The sequence below is a fragment of the Sphingopyxis sp. genome (assembly GCF_040216815.1).
In the GTDB taxonomy this organism is placed as follows: domain Bacteria; phylum Pseudomonadota; class Alphaproteobacteria; order Sphingomonadales; family Sphingomonadaceae; genus Sphingopyxis.
In genome coordinates this window covers 166,685-186,125 of the sequence record NZ_JAVJOJ010000001.1, presented here as the reverse complement: position 1 = coordinate 186,125, position 19,441 = coordinate 166,685, and the positions used below count along the sequence as shown (strand labels likewise).

General features: G+C 64.9%; 20 protein-coding genes. 14 read left to right on the top strand and 6 right to left on the bottom strand.

Features of this window, described 5'->3' with window-relative positions; all coding sequences use genetic code 11:
- Positions 1-85: 85 nt before the first annotated feature.
- From RIA72_RS00955 to RIA72_RS00935, 5 genes are all read left to right on the top strand, one after another.
- Complete coding sequence (locus RIA72_RS00955) at positions 86-847, top strand: tetratricopeptide repeat protein (protein WP_350030483.1); 762 nt, start codon at positions 86-88, stop codon at positions 845-847.
- Position 848: 1 nt separating this feature from the next.
- Entirely contained in the window at positions 849-2,183 is a 1,335-nt protein-coding gene (locus tag RIA72_RS00950; protein ID WP_350030482.1) for an outer membrane protein assembly factor BamB family protein, read from the top strand.
- A 43-nt stretch (positions 2,184-2,226) separates the two neighbouring features.
- Positions 2,227-3,615, top strand: a complete 1,389-nt coding sequence (gene der, locus RIA72_RS00945; RefSeq protein ID WP_350030481.1) for a ribosome biogenesis GTPase Der — start codon at positions 2,227-2,229, stop codon at positions 3,613-3,615.
- A complete protein-coding gene (locus RIA72_RS00940; protein ID WP_350030480.1) occupies positions 3,605-3,829 on the top strand; it encodes a sulfurtransferase TusA family protein in 225 nt (74 codons plus the stop codon). The genes der and RIA72_RS00940 overlap by 11 nt, the downstream gene beginning before the upstream one ends.
- 116 nt (positions 3,830-3,945) lie before the next feature.
- Positions 3,946-4,350 carry an Hpt domain-containing protein gene (locus RIA72_RS00935; RefSeq protein ID WP_350030479.1) on the top strand — a complete coding sequence of 135 codons (405 nt, stop codon included), beginning with the start codon at positions 3,946-3,948 and terminating at the stop codon, positions 4,348-4,350.
- Positions 4,351-4,363: 13 nt separating this feature from the next.
- On the opposite strand, the gene RIA72_RS00930 is transcribed toward RIA72_RS00935, so the two are convergent.
- Together RIA72_RS00930 and RIA72_RS00925 are read right to left on the bottom strand one after the other, a co-directional pair.
- Positions 4,364-5,614 (bottom strand): DUF418 domain-containing protein, encoded by a 1,251-nt coding sequence (locus tag RIA72_RS00930; RefSeq protein WP_350030478.1) that lies wholly within the window; start codon positions 5,612-5,614, stop codon positions 4,364-4,366.
- A 19-nt stretch (positions 5,615-5,633) separates the two neighbouring features.
- Positions 5,634-6,308: a nitroreductase family protein gene (locus RIA72_RS00925; protein WP_350030477.1), complete on the bottom strand. Its 675-nt coding sequence runs from the start codon at positions 6,306-6,308 to the stop codon at positions 5,634-5,636.
- 111 nt (positions 6,309-6,419) lie between these two features.
- Here RIA72_RS00925 and RIA72_RS00920 point away from each other — a divergent pair, with 111 nt between their 5' ends.
- Complete coding sequence (locus tag RIA72_RS00920; protein ID WP_350030476.1) at positions 6,420-7,238, top strand: Coq4 family protein; 819 nt, start codon at positions 6,420-6,422, stop codon at positions 7,236-7,238.
- A 4-nt stretch (positions 7,239-7,242) separates the two neighbouring features.
- On the opposite strand, the gene RIA72_RS00915 is transcribed toward RIA72_RS00920, so the two are convergent.
- The 3 genes from RIA72_RS00915 to RIA72_RS00905 form a co-directional block, all read right to left on the bottom strand.
- Positions 7,243-7,989 (bottom strand): DUF72 domain-containing protein, encoded by a 747-nt coding sequence (locus RIA72_RS00915; protein ID WP_350030475.1) that lies wholly within the window; start codon positions 7,987-7,989, stop codon positions 7,243-7,245.
- 159 nt (positions 7,990-8,148) lie between these two features.
- A complete protein-coding gene (gene purL / locus RIA72_RS00910; RefSeq protein WP_350030474.1) occupies positions 8,149-10,392 on the bottom strand; it encodes a phosphoribosylformylglycinamidine synthase subunit PurL in 2,244 nt (747 codons plus the stop codon).
- An 85-nt stretch (positions 10,393-10,477) separates the two neighbouring features.
- Positions 10,478-10,774 (bottom strand): hypothetical protein, encoded by a 297-nt coding sequence (locus tag RIA72_RS00905; protein ID WP_350030473.1) that lies wholly within the window; start codon positions 10,772-10,774, stop codon positions 10,478-10,480.
- A gap of 247 nt (positions 10,775-11,021) precedes the next feature.
- Between RIA72_RS00905 and RIA72_RS00900 the strand changes: the two genes are divergently transcribed.
- The 5 genes from RIA72_RS00900 to queA all read left to right on the top strand — a co-directional run bounded on the left by RIA72_RS00900 (position 11,022) and on the right by queA (position 14,706).
- Positions 11,022-11,285 carry an exodeoxyribonuclease VII small subunit gene (locus tag RIA72_RS00900; protein ID WP_350030472.1) on the top strand — a complete coding sequence of 88 codons (264 nt, stop codon included), beginning with the start codon at positions 11,022-11,024 and terminating at the stop codon, positions 11,283-11,285.
- Positions 11,286-11,311: 26 nt separating this feature from the next.
- Entirely contained in the window at positions 11,312-12,211 is a 900-nt protein-coding gene (locus RIA72_RS00895) for a polyprenyl synthetase family protein (RefSeq protein ID WP_350030803.1), read from the top strand.
- The gene (gene coaD / locus RIA72_RS00890; protein ID WP_350030471.1) at positions 12,211-12,717 is read left to right on the top strand and encodes a pantetheine-phosphate adenylyltransferase; all 507 of its coding nucleotides are present in this window, start codon (positions 12,211-12,213) and stop codon (positions 12,715-12,717) included. The genes RIA72_RS00895 and coaD overlap by 1 nt, the downstream gene beginning before the upstream one ends.
- Positions 12,718-12,803: 86 nt before the next feature.
- Positions 12,804-13,610, top strand: a complete 807-nt coding sequence (locus RIA72_RS00885) for a peptidylprolyl isomerase (protein WP_350030470.1) — start codon at positions 12,804-12,806, stop codon at positions 13,608-13,610.
- Between the two features lie 25 nt (positions 13,611-13,635).
- The gene (gene queA / locus RIA72_RS00880) at positions 13,636-14,706 is read left to right on the top strand and encodes a tRNA preQ1(34) S-adenosylmethionine ribosyltransferase-isomerase QueA (protein WP_350030469.1); all 1,071 of its coding nucleotides are present in this window, start codon (positions 13,636-13,638) and stop codon (positions 14,704-14,706) included.
- A 55-nt stretch (positions 14,707-14,761) separates the two neighbouring features.
- Here queA and RIA72_RS00875 read toward each other — a convergent pair whose 3' ends face one another.
- Positions 14,762-15,430, bottom strand: coding sequence for a helix-turn-helix domain-containing protein (locus tag RIA72_RS00875; protein WP_350030468.1), 669 nt, complete (start codon positions 15,428-15,430; stop codon positions 14,762-14,764).
- Between the two features lie 235 nt (positions 15,431-15,665).
- Here RIA72_RS00875 and RIA72_RS00870 point away from each other — a divergent pair, with 235 nt between their 5' ends.
- The 3 genes from RIA72_RS00870 (at position 15,666) to RIA72_RS00860 (ending at position 19,426) form a co-directional block, all read left to right on the top strand.
- Positions 15,666-17,855, top strand: coding sequence for an EAL domain-containing protein (locus RIA72_RS00870; protein WP_350030467.1), 2,190 nt, complete (start codon positions 15,666-15,668; stop codon positions 17,853-17,855).
- A gap of 62 nt (positions 17,856-17,917) precedes the next feature.
- Positions 17,918-18,406, top strand: a complete 489-nt coding sequence (locus RIA72_RS00865) for a hemerythrin domain-containing protein (protein ID WP_350030466.1) — start codon at positions 17,918-17,920, stop codon at positions 18,404-18,406.
- Positions 18,407-18,556: 150 nt separating this feature from the next.
- Positions 18,557-19,426: an SMP-30/gluconolactonase/LRE family protein gene (locus RIA72_RS00860; protein ID WP_350030465.1), complete on the top strand. Its 870-nt coding sequence runs from the start codon at positions 18,557-18,559 to the stop codon at positions 19,424-19,426.
- Positions 19,427-19,441 lie beyond the last annotated feature (15 nt).

Sequence of the window (19,441 nt, the reverse complement as noted above, 5' to 3'; positions counted from 1 at the left end):
GCAAGTGAAACGCTTGGCCTTTCCCCGTGCCATCGTTAAGGAAGCGGGCCGGCCTCGCGCCGCTATTGAGTTTACGGAGGTTTGATTGGCCCTGAGCCCGACGAATGACGCCGCGCTGTTGCAGGAGGTCGACGAGGCCGTCCGCAAGGACCGGCTCGACACGGTCATGCAGCGCTATGGCCGCTGGATCATCGGCGGCGTGCTGGGGCTGTTGCTCGCCTTTGGCGGCTATCTCTACTGGGACCATCACCAGGATACCGCGCGCGGCGAAGAGGGCGAAAAGCTGATCGCGGCGCTCGACAAGCTCGGCGCCAACCAGCCGCGTGCCGCGGCGAGCGAATTGCAGGCGATCGCGGCCGAAGGCAGCCCGGCCTATCGCGCGGCGGCGCTGATGCAGCAAGCGAATATCAAGGCCGGGGCAGGCGATCTCAAAGCCGCGGCGGCGCTGATGGCAAAGATTGTGGCCGATGCAGAGGTCGATCAGTCGCTGCGCGATCTTGCGCTGATCCGTCAGACGGCGTTCGAATATGACACGCTGAAGCCCGAAGCGGTGATCGCGCGGATGAAGCCCTTTGTTGATGCGAAGGATCCCGCGTCGAGCTGGTTCGCCAGCGCCGCGGAATTGTCGGCGGGGGCGCATTACCGGCTTGGCCAGCTCGACCGGGCGGGCGCGCTTTATGGACGGATCGCCAAATTGCCCGACCTCCCCCAATCATTGCAGTCGCGAACGGTGCAGATGGCGGGGATGCTGGGCGTCGATGCCGTCGCCGACCGCGCCGCCGAAAGCGTGGCGGCCGAGCAGAAAGGGGCGGCGCCTGCCGCCCAAAAGACTGAGGAAGCCAATTAATATGCGGAACGCGCGTTTCGGACTTTATGCAGCGCTGCTGGCGTTGCCGCTGGCGGGTTGCGGTGTGCTCAAGGGCGACGGCGGACCCAAGACACCGACGGTGGGCAATCGCGTCTCGATCCTGTCGAACGACAACAGCATCCAGGTCGATCCCGCGACCGCGGCGATCGCGGTCGTGCTGCCCGATCCGGTGGTGAACGCCGCCTGGGCGCAATCAGGCGGCAATGCGTCGAAATCGATGGGGCATCCGGCGCTCGGAGCGACGCGGGCCAGGCTCTGGGAAGCGAGGATCGCGGGCAGCACTAACAAACAGCGCCTTGCCTCGTCGCCTGTGGTTGCCGACAACCGGCTGTTCGTCGTCGATACCGACGCTGTCGTCTCCGCTTTCGCCGCCGACACCGGCGCGAAGCTGTGGAGCGCCGCGATCGGCAGCACGGGCAAGGACTTCAGGGATTCGCTGTTCGGCGGCGGCGCGAGCGTCGATGGCAACGTCGTCTATGCGACCAGCGGCGTCGGCGATGTCGCTGCGATCAATGCCGCCGACGGCTCGGTGCTGTGGAAGGTGCGGCCCGCGGGGCCGCTGCGCGGCGCGCCGACGGTGGCGTTCGGCGGCGTCTATGTGATCAGTCAGGACAACCAGATTTTCGCGCTCAACGCCGCCGACGGCGCGGTGCAGTGGCAGGCGACGGCCTCGCTGGAGGCGGGCAGCGTGTTCGGCGCGGCATCGCCCGCGGCGGGACAGGGCACGATCGTCGCCGGCTTTTCGTCGGGCGAGGTTCAGGCCTATCGTTACGAAAATGGCCGCGACCTTTGGGAAGATGCGCTTGCGCGGACCTCGATGGCGTTGTCGGTGTCGACGCTGACCGACGTGGATGCCGATCCGGTGATCGACCGCGGCCGCGTTTTTGCGCTGGGCCAGGGCGGGCGCATGGCGAGCTATGAACTCGTCACCGGGCAGCGGAGCTGGGAAATCTCGATCGCCGGTATTTCGACCCCCTATGTCGTCGGCGAGTGGGTGTATGCGATGACCGACGACGGCAAATTGCTGTGCGTCGCGCGGTCGAGCGGCAAGGTTCGCTGGATTCAGCAGCTCGCGCGTTTCCGCGTCGAGACCGAGAAGAAAAAGAAGGACCCGATCCGCTGGACGGGCCCGATTCTGGCCGGCGGACGGTTGCTCGCGGTGAACAGCGAAGGGACGCTGGCCGAATTTTCGCCGACCGACGGGTCGCTGCTGGCATCGACCGAGTTCAAGACGTCGCTGTCGCAGCCGCCGATCGTCGCGAACAACATCCTCTATATCCTCGCGGACGATGGGACGATCACCGCCTGGCGCTAAGACGAATAAATAGGGACTATGCCCCTGTTTGCGGAGAAAACGGATGTCGCGACACGCGACGATCGCCATTGTCGGGCGCCCCAATGTGGGCAAATCGACGCTGTTCAACCGGCTGGTGGGCAAGCGCCTCGCGCTCGTCGACGACCAGCCGGGTGTTACGCGCGACCGGCGCGAAGGCGACGGAAAGCTTCTCGGCCTTGAATTTCGCATCGTCGACACGGCGGGGTTCGAGGATCATGACGCGGCGACCCTGCCCGGCCGGATGCGCGTGCAGACCGAAAAGGCGGTGCGCGAGGCCGACGCCGCGCTGTTCATGATCGACGGCCGGGCGGGGGTCACTCCGCTCGACGAGGAAATCGCGCGCTGGCTGCGCAGCGAGGACACGCCGATCATCCTTCTCGTCAACAAGGCCGAGGGGAAGCAGGGCGAAAACGGACTGATGGAATCCTATTCGCTGGGGTTCGACAATCCGATCGCCCTCAGCGCCGAACATGGCGAAGGCGTCGTCGACCTGTTCGACGCGCTGCGCCCGATCGTCGAGGGGTTCGACGCCGCGGAAGCCGAAGTTCCGCCGCCGCCCGCCGAGGGCGATGAAGAGGATGAGGCGCCGCTCGGCCCGATGAAACTTGCGATCGTCGGCCGTCCGAATGCCGGCAAGTCGACGCTGATCAACCGCATGATCGGCGAGGATCGGCTGATCACGGGCCCCGAGGCGGGGATCACGCGCGATTCGATCCGCGTCGACTGGCAATGGGAAAAGGACGGCGAGGTCCACGAGATCCAGCTGTTCGACACCGCGGGGATGCGCAAGCGCGCCAAGGTGCAGGACAAGCTGGAGAAGCTATCGGTCGCCGACGCCTTGCACGCCGTCGATTTCGCCGAGGTCGTCGTGCTGCTGCTCGACGCGACCAAGGGGCTGGAGGCGCAGGATCTGCGCATCGCCGACCGGGTGCTGCAGGAAGGCCGCGCGCTGATCGTCGCGCTCAACAAATGGGATATTGCCGAAGATCCCTCGTCGCTGTTCAACGGCGTCCGCGCCGCGCTCGACGACGGGCTCAGCCAGGTCAAGGGCGTGCCGGTGCTCAGCATTTCGGGGGCGACGGGCAAGGGGATCGACACGCTGGTGCGCGTCGCCTTCGAGCAGCGCGCGATCTGGACGAACCGCGTCTCGACCGCCAGGCTCAACCGCTGGTTCGAAGGCGCGGTGACGTCGAACCCGCCACCCGCGCCGGGGGGGAAGCGGATCAAGCTGCGCTATATCACGCAAGCGCGCACCCGGCCGCCGACCTTTGTGGTCTTTGGTTCGCGCACCGACGCACTGCCGGGAAGCTATGAGCGTTATCTGGTCAACGGAATGCGCAAGGAACTGGGGTTTCAGGGGGTTCCCGTGCGGCTCAATTTCCGCAATTCGCGCAACCCCTATGACGAATGAGGCTGCGGCGCGGCTGGTCGATGCGCGCGGGATGCGCTGTCCCTGGCCGGCGCTCAGGCTCGCGCGCGCGATGCGCGATGCGGCCGAGGTCCTGTTGATCGCCGACGATCCCAACGCCGCCAGCGAGGTCGCCGCGCTCGCGGCCGAGCATGGCTGGACGGTGACGGACGAGGGGAAGGACGCGCGCGAAGGACGCTGGCGCGTCCGGCACTGACCCGAAACGGGACGGCTTGGCCCGGCCCAAGCCGTTTTCGTAACGTCTTTTTTACCGACTTTACGGCATGGAACGGGCGGGACCACGACCGATTTGAACACCAAGGGACTAAAGCATTGGAAGAGATCCTGGTCGATTGGGATGAGTTTCGCGCGACGCGGACCCAATTGGGCGCCGCTTTTGTGCGCATTCTCGGCTATTTTCGCGAAGACGGCATCAAGTCGGTCGCCGCGATCGAGGAGGCGATGCGCGCGCGCGATCCGCGCGGACTCGTGATGCCCGCGCACACGCTGAAAAGCGAGGCGCGCCAATTCGGCGGCGAACGGCTGGGCGCACTTGCCGAGGACATCGAGATGTTCGCGCGCCACTGCGTCGAAAGCCAGACGAGTCCCGAGGAATATCTGCCGCGCGTCGTTGCGCTCCGCCCACTGTTCGAAGAAACGCTCGCTGCGCTCGAACGCGAGGCCAATCCGCTTGTTCAAAGGCGGCCCGTGCGGTTCGGCCGCGCCGTCGGTTATTGACCGGCCGGGCGTTTCAGCCCGGACCCTCCCTTTTCATCGACTGGATCTGCCAGCGCGACAGGCTGCGCCACAGCCATTCGAACGGGCCATATTGGAAGCGTTCGAGCCACGGCTTTGACCAAAGCAGCATCGCCGCCCACATGCCGATGCAAAACAGATAAAGCGCGACCCGCGGCACGCTGCCGAACAGGGCAAGACCATAGCCGTAAAAGATCGTCGTCATCACGATGGAGGTCATCAGATAGTTGGTGAAGGCCATGCGTCCCGTCGCGGCGAGACGCGCGCGGATCGCGGGCGAAAACCGGGTGCGGATCAGCCACATCATCAGCGCCGCCCAGCCGATCGCCATGACGACGTCGAACGGCACCGACAGCGCGATCACCGACCCGAACACCGCGACGCCGCTGAAGCCCGCGCTATATTGATAGGCGGCGAGGAGAAGGAGCGGCGGGACGGCAATCGCGAAGCAGATGACCGCCCAGCGACGATACCGTGCGCTTTCCCACGCGCCGGTGAGCATATGTGTCTTGAACAGCGCCATGCCGATCAGCATCAGCCCCATCGTTTCCCAGATAAAGAGCCCGATCGAAACGAACGGAAATGCCAGCATCTCGCCCGTGCGGTCGGCGACGATCGAGGCATAGCTGCCAAGATAATGTGCAACCTCCTCGGCATAGGCGGGGGATGCCGCGCCCATATCGCGGTTCATCTGGTCGATGCCTTCGCGCATCGCCGCGGTCGTTTCGGGCGGCAGCCGGCCCGCCTCGGCGAGCGCCATCGTCGCCCAGCCCGATGTGAAAAGCAGAAAGCCGACGGCGAGGAAGGCAATGGCCCAGAGGATCAGCGCCTTCACCGAAAGATTGCGGAAGAAGAAGAGCAGCAGTCCGCATATCGCGTAGAGGAACAGGATGTCGCCGAACCAGATCAGATAGAAATGGGCGAGGCCGAAGACCGCCAGCCAGACCATGCGCGAATAATGCGCGCCAGCCGCGCTGCGGCCGGCCGCAGCCGCGCTCTCGATCACGAGCAGCGTGCTTGCGCCGAAGAGGATCGAAAATACCCCGCGCATCTTGGCATCGATGAAGACAAAGCTGATGAACCAGCCCACCAGATCGGCGCTGCCCGGCGGCGCGGCGGCGGCGGGGTTGGCATAGGCTTGGAAAGGCAGTCCGAAGGCGAGGATATTCATCGCCAATATGCCCATCACCGCGATCCCGCGGAGCGCATCGAGGCCTTCATAGCGCGCCGGTACGGCTGTTGTCATCGCTTCACCCCCCTCGATGTCAAAGCCAGCTGCTGATTTGTTCCAGCGGCTTTTTGCGCATCGCATATAGCGGCACGGTCGCATCGGGAGCGGGGTGTCCCGCGACGATCAGCATCACCGGCTTTTCATCGGCCGGGCGACCGCAAATCTCGCGCAGGAAACCCATCGGTGACGGCGTATGGGTCAGCGTCGCGAGCCCCGCGCCATGCAGCGCGGTGAGCAGCAGGCCGCAGGCGATGCCGACGCTTTCGGTGACATAATAATTCTGCCGCGTGTCGCCGGGCTCGATGCCGCCGCGGCGCTGCCCGAATACGACGATCAGCCACGGAGCGATGTCGAGAAACGCTTTGTCCTCGTCGGTGCCGAGCGGCGCGAGCGCCTCCAGCCATTCCTGCCCGGCGCGGCTTGCGTAAAATTCGCGTTCTTCGGCTTCGGCGGCAAGACGGATGCGGTGCTTGATGTCGGGGGAGGAAACCGCGGCGAAATGCCAGGGCTGGTGATTGGCCCCGCTCGGCGCGGTTCCGGCGGCGGCGATGGCGGCTTCGATCACCCCACGCGGCACCGGCGAATCGCTGAACATCCGGCACGTACGCCGCGCGGCTATATGATCGCGAAACGCCTCGGCCGCAGCAATCCGCGCGGCGTCGGTCATGGACGGAAGCGCCGTATAGCGCGTCGTTGCGTGCGGTTTCATTCGCAACGGTCTATCGGCGAAACGTCCCCCACGCCACAGCTATCATCAACTATTGACATTTATGTCAGTAATGCTATCTGAACCCTAGAAGGATTCGCCAAAGAGGTTCCTATGACCAGCTTCCCGCTCTCCCATCCCGATCGCACCGATGGCGGCTTTCGCCCGCTCAAGGCCTGGCGTCATTTCCGCAAGCTGATCGCCGACAAGGAGGACACCGAGCAGGTGTTCCACATCATCGAGGCGCTGCGCGACAAGCGTTTCGGGAAGGCGGCGGAGGCCTTTTTCGCGACGCCCGAAGGACGGAAGCAACTCGCCGAGCGCCCCTATCTGCCCGCGATGCTCGACGACCATGAAAGCTTGCGCAAGCTGCCCGAGGGCAGCGTCGGGCGCACCTATGTCGATTTCATGGAGCGCGAGGGGCTGACCGCGCAGGGGCTGGTCGACGAATTCGACAAATTCCGGCGCGGCCAGCCGCGCTATGACGATATGATGGAACTTTATGGCAACCGGCTGCGCGATACGCACGACCTGTTCCACATTCTCACCGGCTATGGCCGCGACGCGCTCGGCGAACAATGCGTGCTCGCTTTCTCCTACAGCCAGACGCCCAGCTGGGGGACGCTGTTCATCGCCTGGGCGGGCGCGCGCGAAATCCGCAAGGGCTTCGGTAATCGCTATCCGATTTATGCCGCGGTTCGCGAAGGTCAGCGTATCGGCCGCGCGGCGCAGCAGATCGCGCATCAGGACATCGCGGCGCTGCTCGCCGAACCGCTGGGCGCCGCGCGCGCGCGGTTGGGAATCGCCGAGCCCGCGACCTATAAACGGGTGCATACGATGATGCGCGCCGACGGTATCGACCCCTATGATCTGCTCGGCAATAAGGCGGCCGAGGCAGCGGGCACGCAAATCCCGCTCGCGCAGGCGGCCTGATCCGTCAGCCTTCGTTCTGAACCCTGGCGATCAGCGCCTGCGCGGCGGCGGGGTTGCGAACTTTCGCGCCCGATATGAAGAAGAGGAAGACGTCGCGGTCGCCCCTGGCCCAGTCGAGCGCCTGCTTTGCCCAGCCGTCGAGCGCCTTGGCGTCATAACCGGTTTCGATGTCTTCCTGCGACCGCTGGAGCCGTGCATAGGTGAAGTCGGCGGTCTGTTCGTCGATGCAGGGAAATTCGTCGCTGTCGGCGAACACCACCGCCATGTTCCGCTCGCGAAGCAGGTCGATGAACGCCTGATCGCGGAAACTTTCGTGGCGGACCTCGATCGCGTGGCGTAGCGGGAGGCCGTCCTGCGCGTCGGGCAACAGGTCGAGGAAGCCCGCAAAATCGTCGCGATCGAATTTTTTGGTCGCCATGAACTGCCAGTGGATCGGCCCGAGCCGGTCGCCGAGACGGGTCAGGCCTTGGCCCAGGAATTTTTCGATCGACGCGTTCCCTTCTTTCAATATCTTGCGATTGGTCGTGAAACGCGACGCCTTGACGCTGAACTTGAAGCCGTCGGGCACCGATGCGGCCCAGTTCACGAAGCTTTCGGGCTTCTGGCTGCCATAATAGGTGCCGTTGATCTCGATGCCGGTCAGATGCTGGCCGGCATATTCAAGTTCGCGCTTTTGCGGGTGCTTCGGCGGGTAAAAGGTCCCGCGCCACGGTTCGTAGGTCCAGCCGCCGACGCCGATATGGATGCTCATGAGTTTGTAACCTCCACCAATATCGTCATCCCGGCGAAGGCCGGGATCTCATCGTCGCGTTATGCCACACCGGCGAGATTCCGGCCTCCTGCCAAGGGCGGAAGTTTATCCTGAGCGCCTGCAAGGCAGTCGAAGGGCCGGAATGACAAGGTGGGATTGTTACGCCAGCGCCGCGTCGGCCCCCATCAGCTTGGGAAAGAAGGTCTCATGTGCGTCGCGCAACGCAGCCAGCGTCACCTGATGATCGCTCTCGGGCAGTTCGAAGACGATGCGGTCCTTGATTGTGCGGCCGAGCGGGTCGACCGGCACGTCCGCGCGGTTCGCGGCGTCGAGGAAGTCGGCAAGGCAGGTGTCGCAGACGGTGACGAGATAAAGGCCCTGATCCTCACCGAAGAAGCTTTCGGCGATGCCGAAGGGTTGTTCTTCGCTGACGAGGACGCCGATGTCCGACTTCAGCGCCATTTCGGCGAGCGCGACCGCGACGCCGCCGTCGGAGACGTCGTGGCAGGCGGTAATCCAGCCGGCATTGATGCTGGCCCGAATGAAGTCGCCGGTGCGCTTTTCGGCCTTGAGGTCGACCGGCGGGGGCGGGCCTTCCTCGCGCCCGTGGATTTCGCGCAGCCACGCCGACTGGCCGAGGTGGCCCATGCGCTCGCCGACCGCGAGCACGATGTCGCCGGTGCGCTTGAAACCGATGCCGATCGCTTTGGACAGATCGTCGATCACGCCGACGCCGCCGATCGCAGGGGTGGGCAGGATCGCGCTGCCGCCGCCGGTCGCCTTCGATTCATTATAGAGGCTGACGTTGCCGGAAACGATCGGATAGTCGAGCGCGCGGCACGCCTCGGCCATGCCGTCGAGACAGCCGACGATCTGCCCCATGATCTCGGGACGCTGCGGGTTGGCGAAGTTGAGGCAGTTGGTGATGGCGAGCGGGGTCGCGCCGACCGCGCTGATGTTGCGCCACGTTTCGGCGACCGCCTGCTTGCCGCCCTCGAACGGATCGGCGTAGCAATAGCGCGGGGTGCAGTCGGTGCTCATCGCGAGCGCGCGGTTCGTGCCGTGGATGCGGACGAGCGCGGCGTCGCCCCCCGTCTGCACCGTGTCGCCGCCGACCTGGCTGTCATATTGCTCCCAGATCCAGCGGCGGCTGGCGATGTCGGGGGTGCCCATCAAGGTCTTGAGGTCTGCGGCGACGTCGGCCGTTTCGGGAACGTCGCCGAGGTCGGCCTGCTTTGGCGTCGGAACATGCGGCCGGTCATAGAGCGGCGCGTCGTCGGCGAGCGGAGCGAGCGGGATGTCGCAGACGATCTCGCCCTTATGTTCCAGCACCATGCGTCCCGTGTCGGTGACCGTGCCGATGACCGCGAAGTCGAGCTCCCATTTCTCGAAGATCGCTTTCGCAAACTCTTCCTTGCCGGGCTTCAGCACCATCAGCATGCGTTCCTGGCTTTCGGACAGCATCATCTCATAGGCGGTCATGCCGGTTTCGCGCTGCGGCACATCGTCCATCTTGAGGTGGATGCCGACGCCGCCCTTCGACGCCATTTCGACCGACGAGCTGGTCAGGCCCGCGGCGCCCATGTCCTGGATCGCGACGATCGCGTCGGACGCCATCAGCTCGAGGCACGCCTCGATCAGCAGCTTTTCGGTGAAGGGGTCGCCGACCTGGACGGTCGGGCGCTTTTCCTCGGCATCCTCGCCGAAGTCGGCCGACGCCATCGTCGCGCCGTGGATGCCGTCGCGGCCGGTCTTGGAACCCACATAGACGATCGGATTGCCGACGCCGCTCGCCGCCGAATAGAAAATCTTGTCCTGCTCGGCCACGCCGACCGTCATCGCATTGACGAGGATATTGCCGTCATAGGCCTTGTGGAAATTGACCTCGCCGCCGACGGTCGGCACGCCGACGCAATTGCCATAGCCGCCGATGCCGTGGACCACGCCCGCAATCAGATGGCGCATCTTCGGATGGTCGGGCCGGCCGAAGCGCAGCGCGTTCAAATTCGCGACGGGGCGCGCGCCCATGGTGAAGACGTCGCGCAAAATGCCGCCGACCCCGGTTGCCGCCCCCTGATAGGGTTCGATGTAGCTCGGGTGGTTGTGGCTCTCCATCTTGAAGATGGCGGCGAGCTTCTTGCCGTCCGGCCCTTCGCCGATGTCGATGACGCCCGCATTCTCGCCGGGGCCGCAAATCACCCACGGCGCCTCGGTCGGCAGTTTCTTCAAATGGATGCGCGAGCTCTTATAGCTGCAATGCTCGGACCACATGACCGAGAAAATGCCGAGTTCGACAAGGTTCGGCTCGCGCCCGAGCGCGGCAAGAACGCGGTCATATTCTTCGGAAGACAGGCCGTGTTCGGCGACGATTTCGGGGGTGATGGCGGGCGCTGGCTGAGTCATGGCGCGCCTTTAGCCGCACCGGCGCGAAACGAACAGACCCCATATCGCCTTTTCGGGCGATAGGAGTCTGCCGTCGGAGTGGGGTTCAGCGCGAGGCGAGCGTCGTCTTGTCGGCCTTCAGCGGCTCGACAGCGCGGAGCGGAAAGCTCACCTGCTGCGATCCCACGGTGCCGCGGACGCGGTGCTCGCCGACACGCAGCGTGAACGGCTTGCCGGTGCGCTCCTCGACGCCGGTGATCACGCGCGTGTCGCCGACCTGGGTGACGGTGTAGCTGTAGGTTGCGCCGTCGTGCTGGAAACGCTTGACCTCGGCGTCCTTGGCAACGGCTGTGGCAGGTGCCAGCGCGAGCAGGCCGAGCGCGGGAAGAATGATCTTTTTCATGGTGCAAGTCCTTGTTTCTGTAACAAAACTTGCCTTCGAGCCCCTCTCTTCTTGTGCAATGCAACATGGCTCGCGCACCCGCGCGGCGCAATTGCAAAAAGCGGAACCGCATTTGCGCGGACGGGAAGCGATAAGAAGTGACCCGCCGAGGGGAGCGAAAGAAAAGCGCCGCATTCGGGATGTTGGCGGGCGAGATCCAGACCGACCGCACTTGACCACGGGGGGGCGAAGGGGCCAAAGCAGGCGCATGACGGACACCCCCGACACCGCCGCCCCGGCGGACATCGCATCGCTGTCGTTCGAAGCCGCGATGGGCGAGCTGGAAACGATCGTCCGACGGCTCGAAAGCGGGGACGTCAGCCTTGAAGAATCGGTCAATCTTTATGAGCGCGGTCACGCGCTGCGCAGCCATTGCGAGGCACGGCTCGCCGCCGCGCAGGCGCGGATCGAGCAGGTCAGCCTGGCTGCCGACGGCCGGCCGGCGGGAACCACAAGCTTTGGCGAGGGCTGACGGGCGTGGCGTTGGTCGGAGGCGATATGGCGCGCGGTGCGGATTTGCTCCGCGCCACGCAGGCCGAAGTCGCCGACGGGATCGATGCCTTGTTCGGCAAATGGCTAGCCGTCCCGGCCGATCCGCGCGGGCCGCTTTATGAAGCGATGCGCTATGCCGCGATCGCAGGGGGCAAACGGCTGCGCCCGCTGCTGGTTCGCGCCGCGGGCGACCTGTTCCATGTCGACCGGTCGCTGACGCTGCGTGTCGGCGCGGCGGTCGAGGCGATGCATGTCTATTCGCTGATCCACGACGATTTGCCGTGCATGGACGATGACGAGATGCGCCGCGGCAAGCCGACGACGCACAAGGCGTTCGGCGAGGCGACCGCCGTGCTGGCGGGCGATTCGCTCCACGCGCTCGCCTTTGAATGGCTGTGCGATCCGGCGACGAGTGCCGACCCTTTCGTCCGGGCCGAACTGTGCTGCGAACTCGCACGCGCCGCCGGTCCCGCGGGCATGGCGGGCGGGCAGATGATGGACCTTGCCGCCGAAACCGCCGATTTTGACCTGCTCACGGTCACGCGGCTCCAGCAGCTCAAGACCGGCGCGCTGATCGCCTTTTCGGTCGAGGCAGGCGCGATACTGGCGCGCATCCCCGCCGAGGGACGGCGGCCGCTGCGCGGATATGCGCGCGACATCGGGCTCGCCTTTCAGATCGCCGACGACATCATGGATGTCGAAGGGGACGAGGCGCTGGCGGGCAAGGCGCTGCACAAGGACGACGCCGCGGGCAAGGCGACGTTCGTGACCCTTATGGGGATCGAACGCGCGCGCGAACAGGCGACGCTGCTCGTCGAACAGGCGATCGCCCATCTGGGCAGCTTTGGCGACGAGGCCGCGCTGCTGCGCGCGATCGCGCGCTATGTCGTGGAAAGGGACCGATAATGCGGGTGGGGGTTTATCCGGGGACGTTCGATCCGATCACGCTCGGCCATATGGACATCATCCGGCGTGGGGCGAAGCTGGTCGATCGTCTGGTCATCGGGGTGACGACGAACATCACCAAATCGCCGATGTTCGACGATGACGAACGCATCGCGATGGTGAAGCGCGAGGTCGAGGCTATCGAGGGCGATATTCAGGTCGTCGGGTTCAACTCGCTGCTGATGGATTTTGCGGAACGCGAAGGCGCCACGGTCATCGTTCGCGGGCTGCGCGCCGTCGCCGACTTCGAATATGAATATCAGATGGCGGGGATGAATCAGCAATTGAACGACCGCATCGAAACGGTGTTCCTGATGGCCGACGTGGGCTTGCAACCGATCGCGTCGCGGCTGGTCAAGGAAATCGCCATCTTTGGCGGGGCGATCCACAAATTTGTGACGCCGGCGGTGCGCGAGGCGGTCGTCGCGCGCATCGCCGAGCGCGGGCTTCGTCAAGGCGAGGCGTGACGCCATCCATTGAGCGTTCAGCTTTTTCCCGCTAGTGGCGCCCGACGGGGCGCAATTCCGGAATGTTATACAGAGGCCGATCCAGCATGAAATCTTCCTTCCGCCCCTTGGTTTTGACGGCGATGGCGTTCGGTCTCGCGACGGCGGCTGTGGCGCAGGAAGTGCCACCCGCGCCATCGCCCAACCCCGATGCGAGCGAGCCGACACCGCCGGTCGAAACCCCGGCGCCCGCACCCGTCGAAACGCCGCCGGCTCCCGCGGCGACGGCAAGCGAAACACCGACTGCCGCCGAAACGCCGGCCGCTCCGGCGATGTCGCCCGACCAATATCTGAACCAGCCCGAATATATGCTCAATCTCGACCTTTCGACGGGCGGCCGGGTGGTGATCCAGCTCTATCCGAATGTCGCCCCGAACCATGTCGCGCGCGTGAAACAGCTGGCGCGGGCGGGCTTTTACGACGGGGTCAAGTTCCACCGCGTGATCGACGGCTTCATGGCGCAGACCGGCGACCCGACCGCGACTGGGCAGGGCGGGTCGGAGCTGCCCGATCTCAAGGCCGAATTCAACGCGGTACCGCACCTGCGCGGTACCGTGTCGATGGCTCGCGCGCAGAGCGAGGACAGCGCGAACAGCCAGTTCTTCATCATGTTCCAGCCGCGTTTTTCGCTCGACCGCCGTTACACGGCGTTCGGCCGCGTGGTGTCGGGGATGCAATATGTCGACGCAATCCAGAAAGGCGAGCCGCCGGCCGTGATGTCGCGCATGGTGCAGGTGTCGGTCGCGGCCGACAACAAGCCGATGCCGCCCGCTGCGATGCTGACCGAAGCGCAGCCCGCCGCGCCCGTCGCCGAGATCGGCGTCGACGAGCTCAACGCGCCCATCGCGCAATAATCCGCGGGAAGGCGCGCGAACCTTTATGCGCGTAGACGCCTTCGACTTTGATCTTCCCAGCGAACGCATCGCACTCCGCCCCGCGCGCCCGCGCGACGCGGCGCGGATGCTGGTGGTCGAAGGCCGCGAGATCAGCGACGCCGGTGTACGCGACCTGCCGCAATGGCTGCGTCCCGGCGACTGCCTGGTTTTCAACGACACGCGTGTGATCCCGGCGCAGCTCGAAGGACATCGAGGCGGCCGGGGCGAGGAGGGCGCGCAGGGCGCCAAAATCGGCGCGACCTTGCACAAGCGCGTCGACCTGCGCCGCTGGCAGGCGTTCGTGCGTAACGCCAAGCGGCTGCGGGTCGGCGAAACGATCGATTTCGGTGCGGGGGTCGAAGCGCTGGCCGAAGAGCGGCTCGCGGACGGCAGCTTCATTCTCGCGTTCGCAGGCGACGAGCCCGTCGAACTGCTCCTCGAACGCGCGGGCACGATGCCGCTCCCGCCCTATATCGCGGGCAGGCGCGGGACGGACGAAGCCGATCGCGACGACTATCAGACGATGTTCGCACAGCGTGACGGCGCGGTGGCCGCGCCGACGGCGGCGCTCCACTTCACCCCCGGCCTGATCGAAGCGCTCATCGCGGCCGGCGTGAAGACCGAGACGCTGACGCTTCATGTCGGCGCGGGCACTTTCCTTCCGGTCAAGGCCGACGATACCGACGATCATGTCATGCACGCCGAATGGGGGCGCATCGAAGCCGAGACGGCGGCGCGGCTGAACGCCGTGCGCGCCGAAGGGGGCCGCGTGATCGCGGTCGGCACGACCAGCCTGCGCCTGCTCGAAAGCGCCGCCCGCGAAGACGGTGCCATCGTACCCTTTGCAGGCGACACGTCGATCTTCATCACCCCCGGCTATCGCTTCAGGGCGATCGACGGGCTGATGACGAATTTCCATCTGCCACGCTCGACGCTCTTCATGCTCGTCAGCGCGTTGATGGGATTGGAGACGATGCAGGCAGCCTATGCGCACGCGATAGCCGCCGAATATCGTTTTTACAGCTATGGCGACGCCAGCCTGCTTTTGCCGCGTCACAGCGACCGTTCGGCGTAGATCGCATCGCTCTGTCGGGGAGCGCACGGCGTCGGGGTCGAGCCCTTTTCGATCCTTAAATTTCGATTGTGATCCGTACCCCATCGACGCCGATGCCGGCGGCGCGCGCGATTTGCTGCTTGGCGCGGGCGACAAGCGTGCCGAGCGTTTCGGAACCGTCGAAACCTAGCAGTTCGGAAACCTCGACGCCCAGTGCTTCCGACAGCGCTTCCATGCGGCCCGCCTTGGGCCGCGCTTTGTCGAGCTCCCAGGCGGAGATCGACGGCTCGCTGACGCCGAGCTGGGTTGCCAGTTGACCTTGCGTTAATTCCCGCGCCACGCGCAGCCGCTGAAGTCGGCCGCCAAAGGTCTCGATCGAAGCCGGAGTGCCCGCTTCGATCGGCTGGCCCTCCGGTTCGACGACGACGCTGCGCAGCTGCGCCGCGCTCAGCGTTGCAGGCGAGATCGGCATTTCGAACTGGCATCCGGCAAGCCGCGCGCTCGTCCAGATGATTTTTGCGGCGGTTTTCCCGCTATGCGGCAGATTGACTTCGATCACCTCGCCGATGTCGAAAGCCGCCTCGCTTTCGACCAGCATCCCTGTCGCAGACAGATTGTGGACCAGCGCTTCGATTTCGGTGCCGGTCGCCTTTGACCCGTGGAGCGGCAGCCGCAGCTGGCGCCGCGATGCGCGACCCTTGCCGGCGGCGCGCGGAGTGTCGTTGAGATAAACGGTCATCGCCATGCGCGCTCCCATCGCGACCACAGCCTTAACATTCTGTTCTAGGACAAGGTTAATGCGGTACGGCGATCCGAGCCGGCAACCCCGCGAGCCTTGTCGCCGGCGGCACAGTCGACCCGTTCAAAACTTGACCTATTCGTTCGTCGCATTTCGGGACAAACACTTAGATATTTACTCTCTGGCAAGGGATTGCGGGCATAGCGGCCGCAGTGGGGAACAGGGTAAAGAGTTGAATTTGATGGACATGCCATCGCGGATCGAATGCGTCGAACCAACCGAGCATGGCGCCGACGAGAGCCAGCGCGGCTTTTTCGGCTTGATCGGCACGCGCAGACGCAAGCCCGGGACCGATGCCGCAGCGGAAATGCAAACGCGCGAGGCGTTGCTCCTCCTTCGAAATTATGAAGAAAGCGGCCGCGGCTGGTTCTGGTCGACCGACACCGAGGGGCGGATCACCTATATCACCGATGCGGTGGCGCAAATGATGGGGCGTCCGGCGGCGTCGCTGATCGGTACGCCCTTTGTCGAACTGTTCCTGCCCGCAGACAGCCATGACGAACGCCAACGCACCCTGCCCTTTCTGATGACGCGCCAGTCGAAGTTCGACGACCTGCCATTGCGCGGCGCCTTTGAAGGGGACGATCGTTGGTGGGCGGTGTCGGGGCGGCCGCAGCTCGATGCCAATGGCCGCTTTGCGGGCTATCGCGGCAGCGGGATCGACATCACAGCGCAGCGCCGGTCGGCGGAGGATGCATCGCGCCTTGCCCTTTATGATTCGCTCACCGGTCTTGCCAACCGTTTCAACATCTCCAAAAAGCTCGACTCGACGCTCGCGGCCTTTTCCCAGCAGCAGCGGCCGTGCGCGATCATGCTGCTCGACCTCGACCGTTTCAAGCAGGTCAACGACACGCTGGGCCATCCCGCCGGTGATGCGCTGCTCAAACAGGTTGCCGAACGGTTGCTGAAGATTGTGGGCGACAAGGAAATGGTCAGCCGCCTCGGCGGCGACGAGTTCCAGATCATCCTTCCCGATATCGAGGATCGCGGGGAATTGGGCGAAATGGCGGCGGACATCATCGCCAGCCTGACGCAACCCTATTCGGTCGAAGGCAGCCGCTGCATCATCGGCGCGTCGGTCGGCGTGGCGATCGCGCCCTTCGACGGACAGAGCAGCGACGATCTGGTGCGCAATGCCGACCTCGCGCTCTATGCAGCCAAGGGGAACGGGCGCGGCCGCTTCGCTTTTTATTCGAGCGATCTGCACCAGGCGGCCGAGGATCGCCGGGTCCTCGAAGAAGATTTGCGCGATGCGCTGACGCGCGGGGAGATTTCGATCGGTTATCAACCCGTCGTCAACGCGGGATCGAATGTCGTAACGGGGGTCGAGGCGCTCATTCGCTGGACCCACCGCGACAGGGGCCATATCTCGCCGGCGCTATTCGTTCCGATCGCCGAGGAAACGAACCTCATCTGGCCGCTGGGTGAATGGGTGTTGCTCAAGGCATGCGAGGATGCGGCAAGCTGGCCGGGCGAGATGCGCGTCGCCGTCAATGTATCGCCGATCCAGTTCGCGAATCCCGAGTTGCCGAAAGTCGTCGCCAGGGCGCTCGCGGCGAGCGGGCTGTCGCCGGACCGGCTGGAGCTCGAGATTACCGAAAGCGTGTTCCTTGGCGATACGGCCGAAACCAATCGGATGTTCAAGGCGCTGAAGGACCTTGGCGTGCGGCTCGCGCTCGACGATTTCGGTACCGGCTATTCGTCGCTCGGCTATCTGCAGTCGGCACCGTTCGACAAGATCAAGATCGACCAGAGCTTCGTGCGCGGCGCGACCGAAGCGGGGTCGCGCAACGGTGCGATCATCGCGGCGATCGTGGCGCTGGCGGAAGCGCTCGATATGGAAACGACAGCCGAAGGGATCGAATCGCTCGACCAACTCGCCCTCGTTCGCAAACTCAACGTCAGCCATGTGCAGGGCTATATCTACAGCAAGCCCGTACCCTCGGCCGAGGTCGTTCGCCATGGCGAGGCGGGGTCGTGGACGATCAAGCCTTCGGGCCCCGCGCGCCAGCGCAACGACCGCTTTTCGATGTTCCGCAAGGTAACGGCGATCCATGACAATCATCGCTATGCCGTCGTCATTCGCAACCTGTCGGCTACCGGTGCCTTCATCGAAGGCATTCTGGACGTGCCGATCGGCACCCGCTTCGTGATTGATTTCGGCGAAGGTCAGCTCGTTACGGCCACGGTGCGCCGATCAACGAAACACCAGCAGGGGATCGAATTCGAACAGACGATGGTGAGCGACGGCAATGGCGGGCTATGCACCCGTCACCGGGTATCGCCCTATCTGATCGCAGCCGCAGCGCAGCCGACGAGTGCGCTCGCACTGCCGACATTCACGACCACAGAGGACTGGAAAGCGGCCTGACGCCGGAACCCCTCGGGCCGCGCTTCGTTCTGTCTTCGACCGACCAACGGACGGAGACGATAATGACCGAAACCACAATTTTCGCGCGGCTGAAGGCCGATCACGACCGCCACCGCGAGTTGCTCGATCGTATCGACGCGACGCAGGGCGACAGCGAAGAACGCCGCAAACTGTTCGAGGCGTTTCGCGTCGAGGTGACGGCGCACGCAGCATCGGAGGAAATGTCGCTTTATGCGACGATGCTCGCCGATCCCGACCTTCGCGACGAGGCGCAGCACAGCGTTGCTGAACATAAGGAAATCGAGGATTTCCTGACCGAATTATACGAGATGGATTTTTCATCGAGCGGTTGGCTGACGCGCTTTCGCACGATGAAGGATCGTTACCTCCACCATATCGACGAGGAGGAGGATGAGATGTTTCCCGCGGCGGCGAAGGATTTGTCCGAGGCGCGCAAAAAGGAACTGATCAAGATTTTCGAGAAGGAAAAGCCGAAGGAAAAGGCGAAGGCGGCGGCCGAAGAGCCGTCGAGCGAACACGCACGGGATTAACCGCTACGCTTATCGTCATCCCGGCCTTCGCCGGGATGACGGATTCACAAAGCACGTTCGGCGCCCCACCGCAGCGCCCCTGTTCGCGGTTTTCGCAGAATAGCATTGCAGCCGCTGGGCACCCCGGCCGCCCCGCGCTATGAGCCGGCCATGGTTCAACTGCTCCTCGACGCCGGCGCGCTGCTCGGCGAATCGCCCGTCTGGAACGCCGCCGAAGCCCGCCTCTATTGGGTCGACATCGAGGGCCGCAAAATTCACCGCACCGATCCCGCGACGGGCGGCGACGAGTTGATGGGCCTTGCCGAACAGGTGGGCTGCATCGCGCCGCGTGCCGGGGGCGGGCTCGTTGCCGCACTCGAAAACGGCTGCGCGCTGATCGACCGCTGGGGCGCCGCGCCGCGCGCTTTCGGGCCCGCGCTGCTTGGCGATAAACCGCACCAGCGCTTCAACGACGGGCGCGTCGATGCCGCGGGGCGGCTGTGGGTCGGCAGCCTGACGAGCGACAAGTCCCGCCGCGACGCGGCGCTGTATCGGCTGGGCCCCGACGGCACGCTCACCCAAATCTTTGGCGGGCTGATGACGAGCAACGGTGCGGCGTTCAGCCCCGACGGGCGGATTTTCTATCACGCCGACACGCCGACGCACCGTATCGACGCTTATGACGTCGACCCCGCAACGGGAACGCTGGGCGGCAAACGCCTGTTTCACGCCTTTGAAGAAGGGAAGGGCCGCCCCGATGGCGCTGCGGTCGATGCCGAGGGATGCTATTGGTCGGCGCTGTGGGACGGCTGGCGCGTGGTCCGCCTGTCGCCGACGGGCGAATTGCTCCAGACGGTCGAGCTGCCGGTGCAGCGCCCGACGATGATCGCTTTTGGCGGAGCCGACCTCAAAACCGCTTTCGTCACCAGTGCGGGCAAGAATCTGAGCGACGAAGAGCGCAAGGCCCAGCCGCATGCGGGGGGCATCTTCACCTTCGGGGTAGAGGTGCCGGGGCTACCGCAGGAAATGTTCGGCGGCTGAACCCCCTCCCTGTCG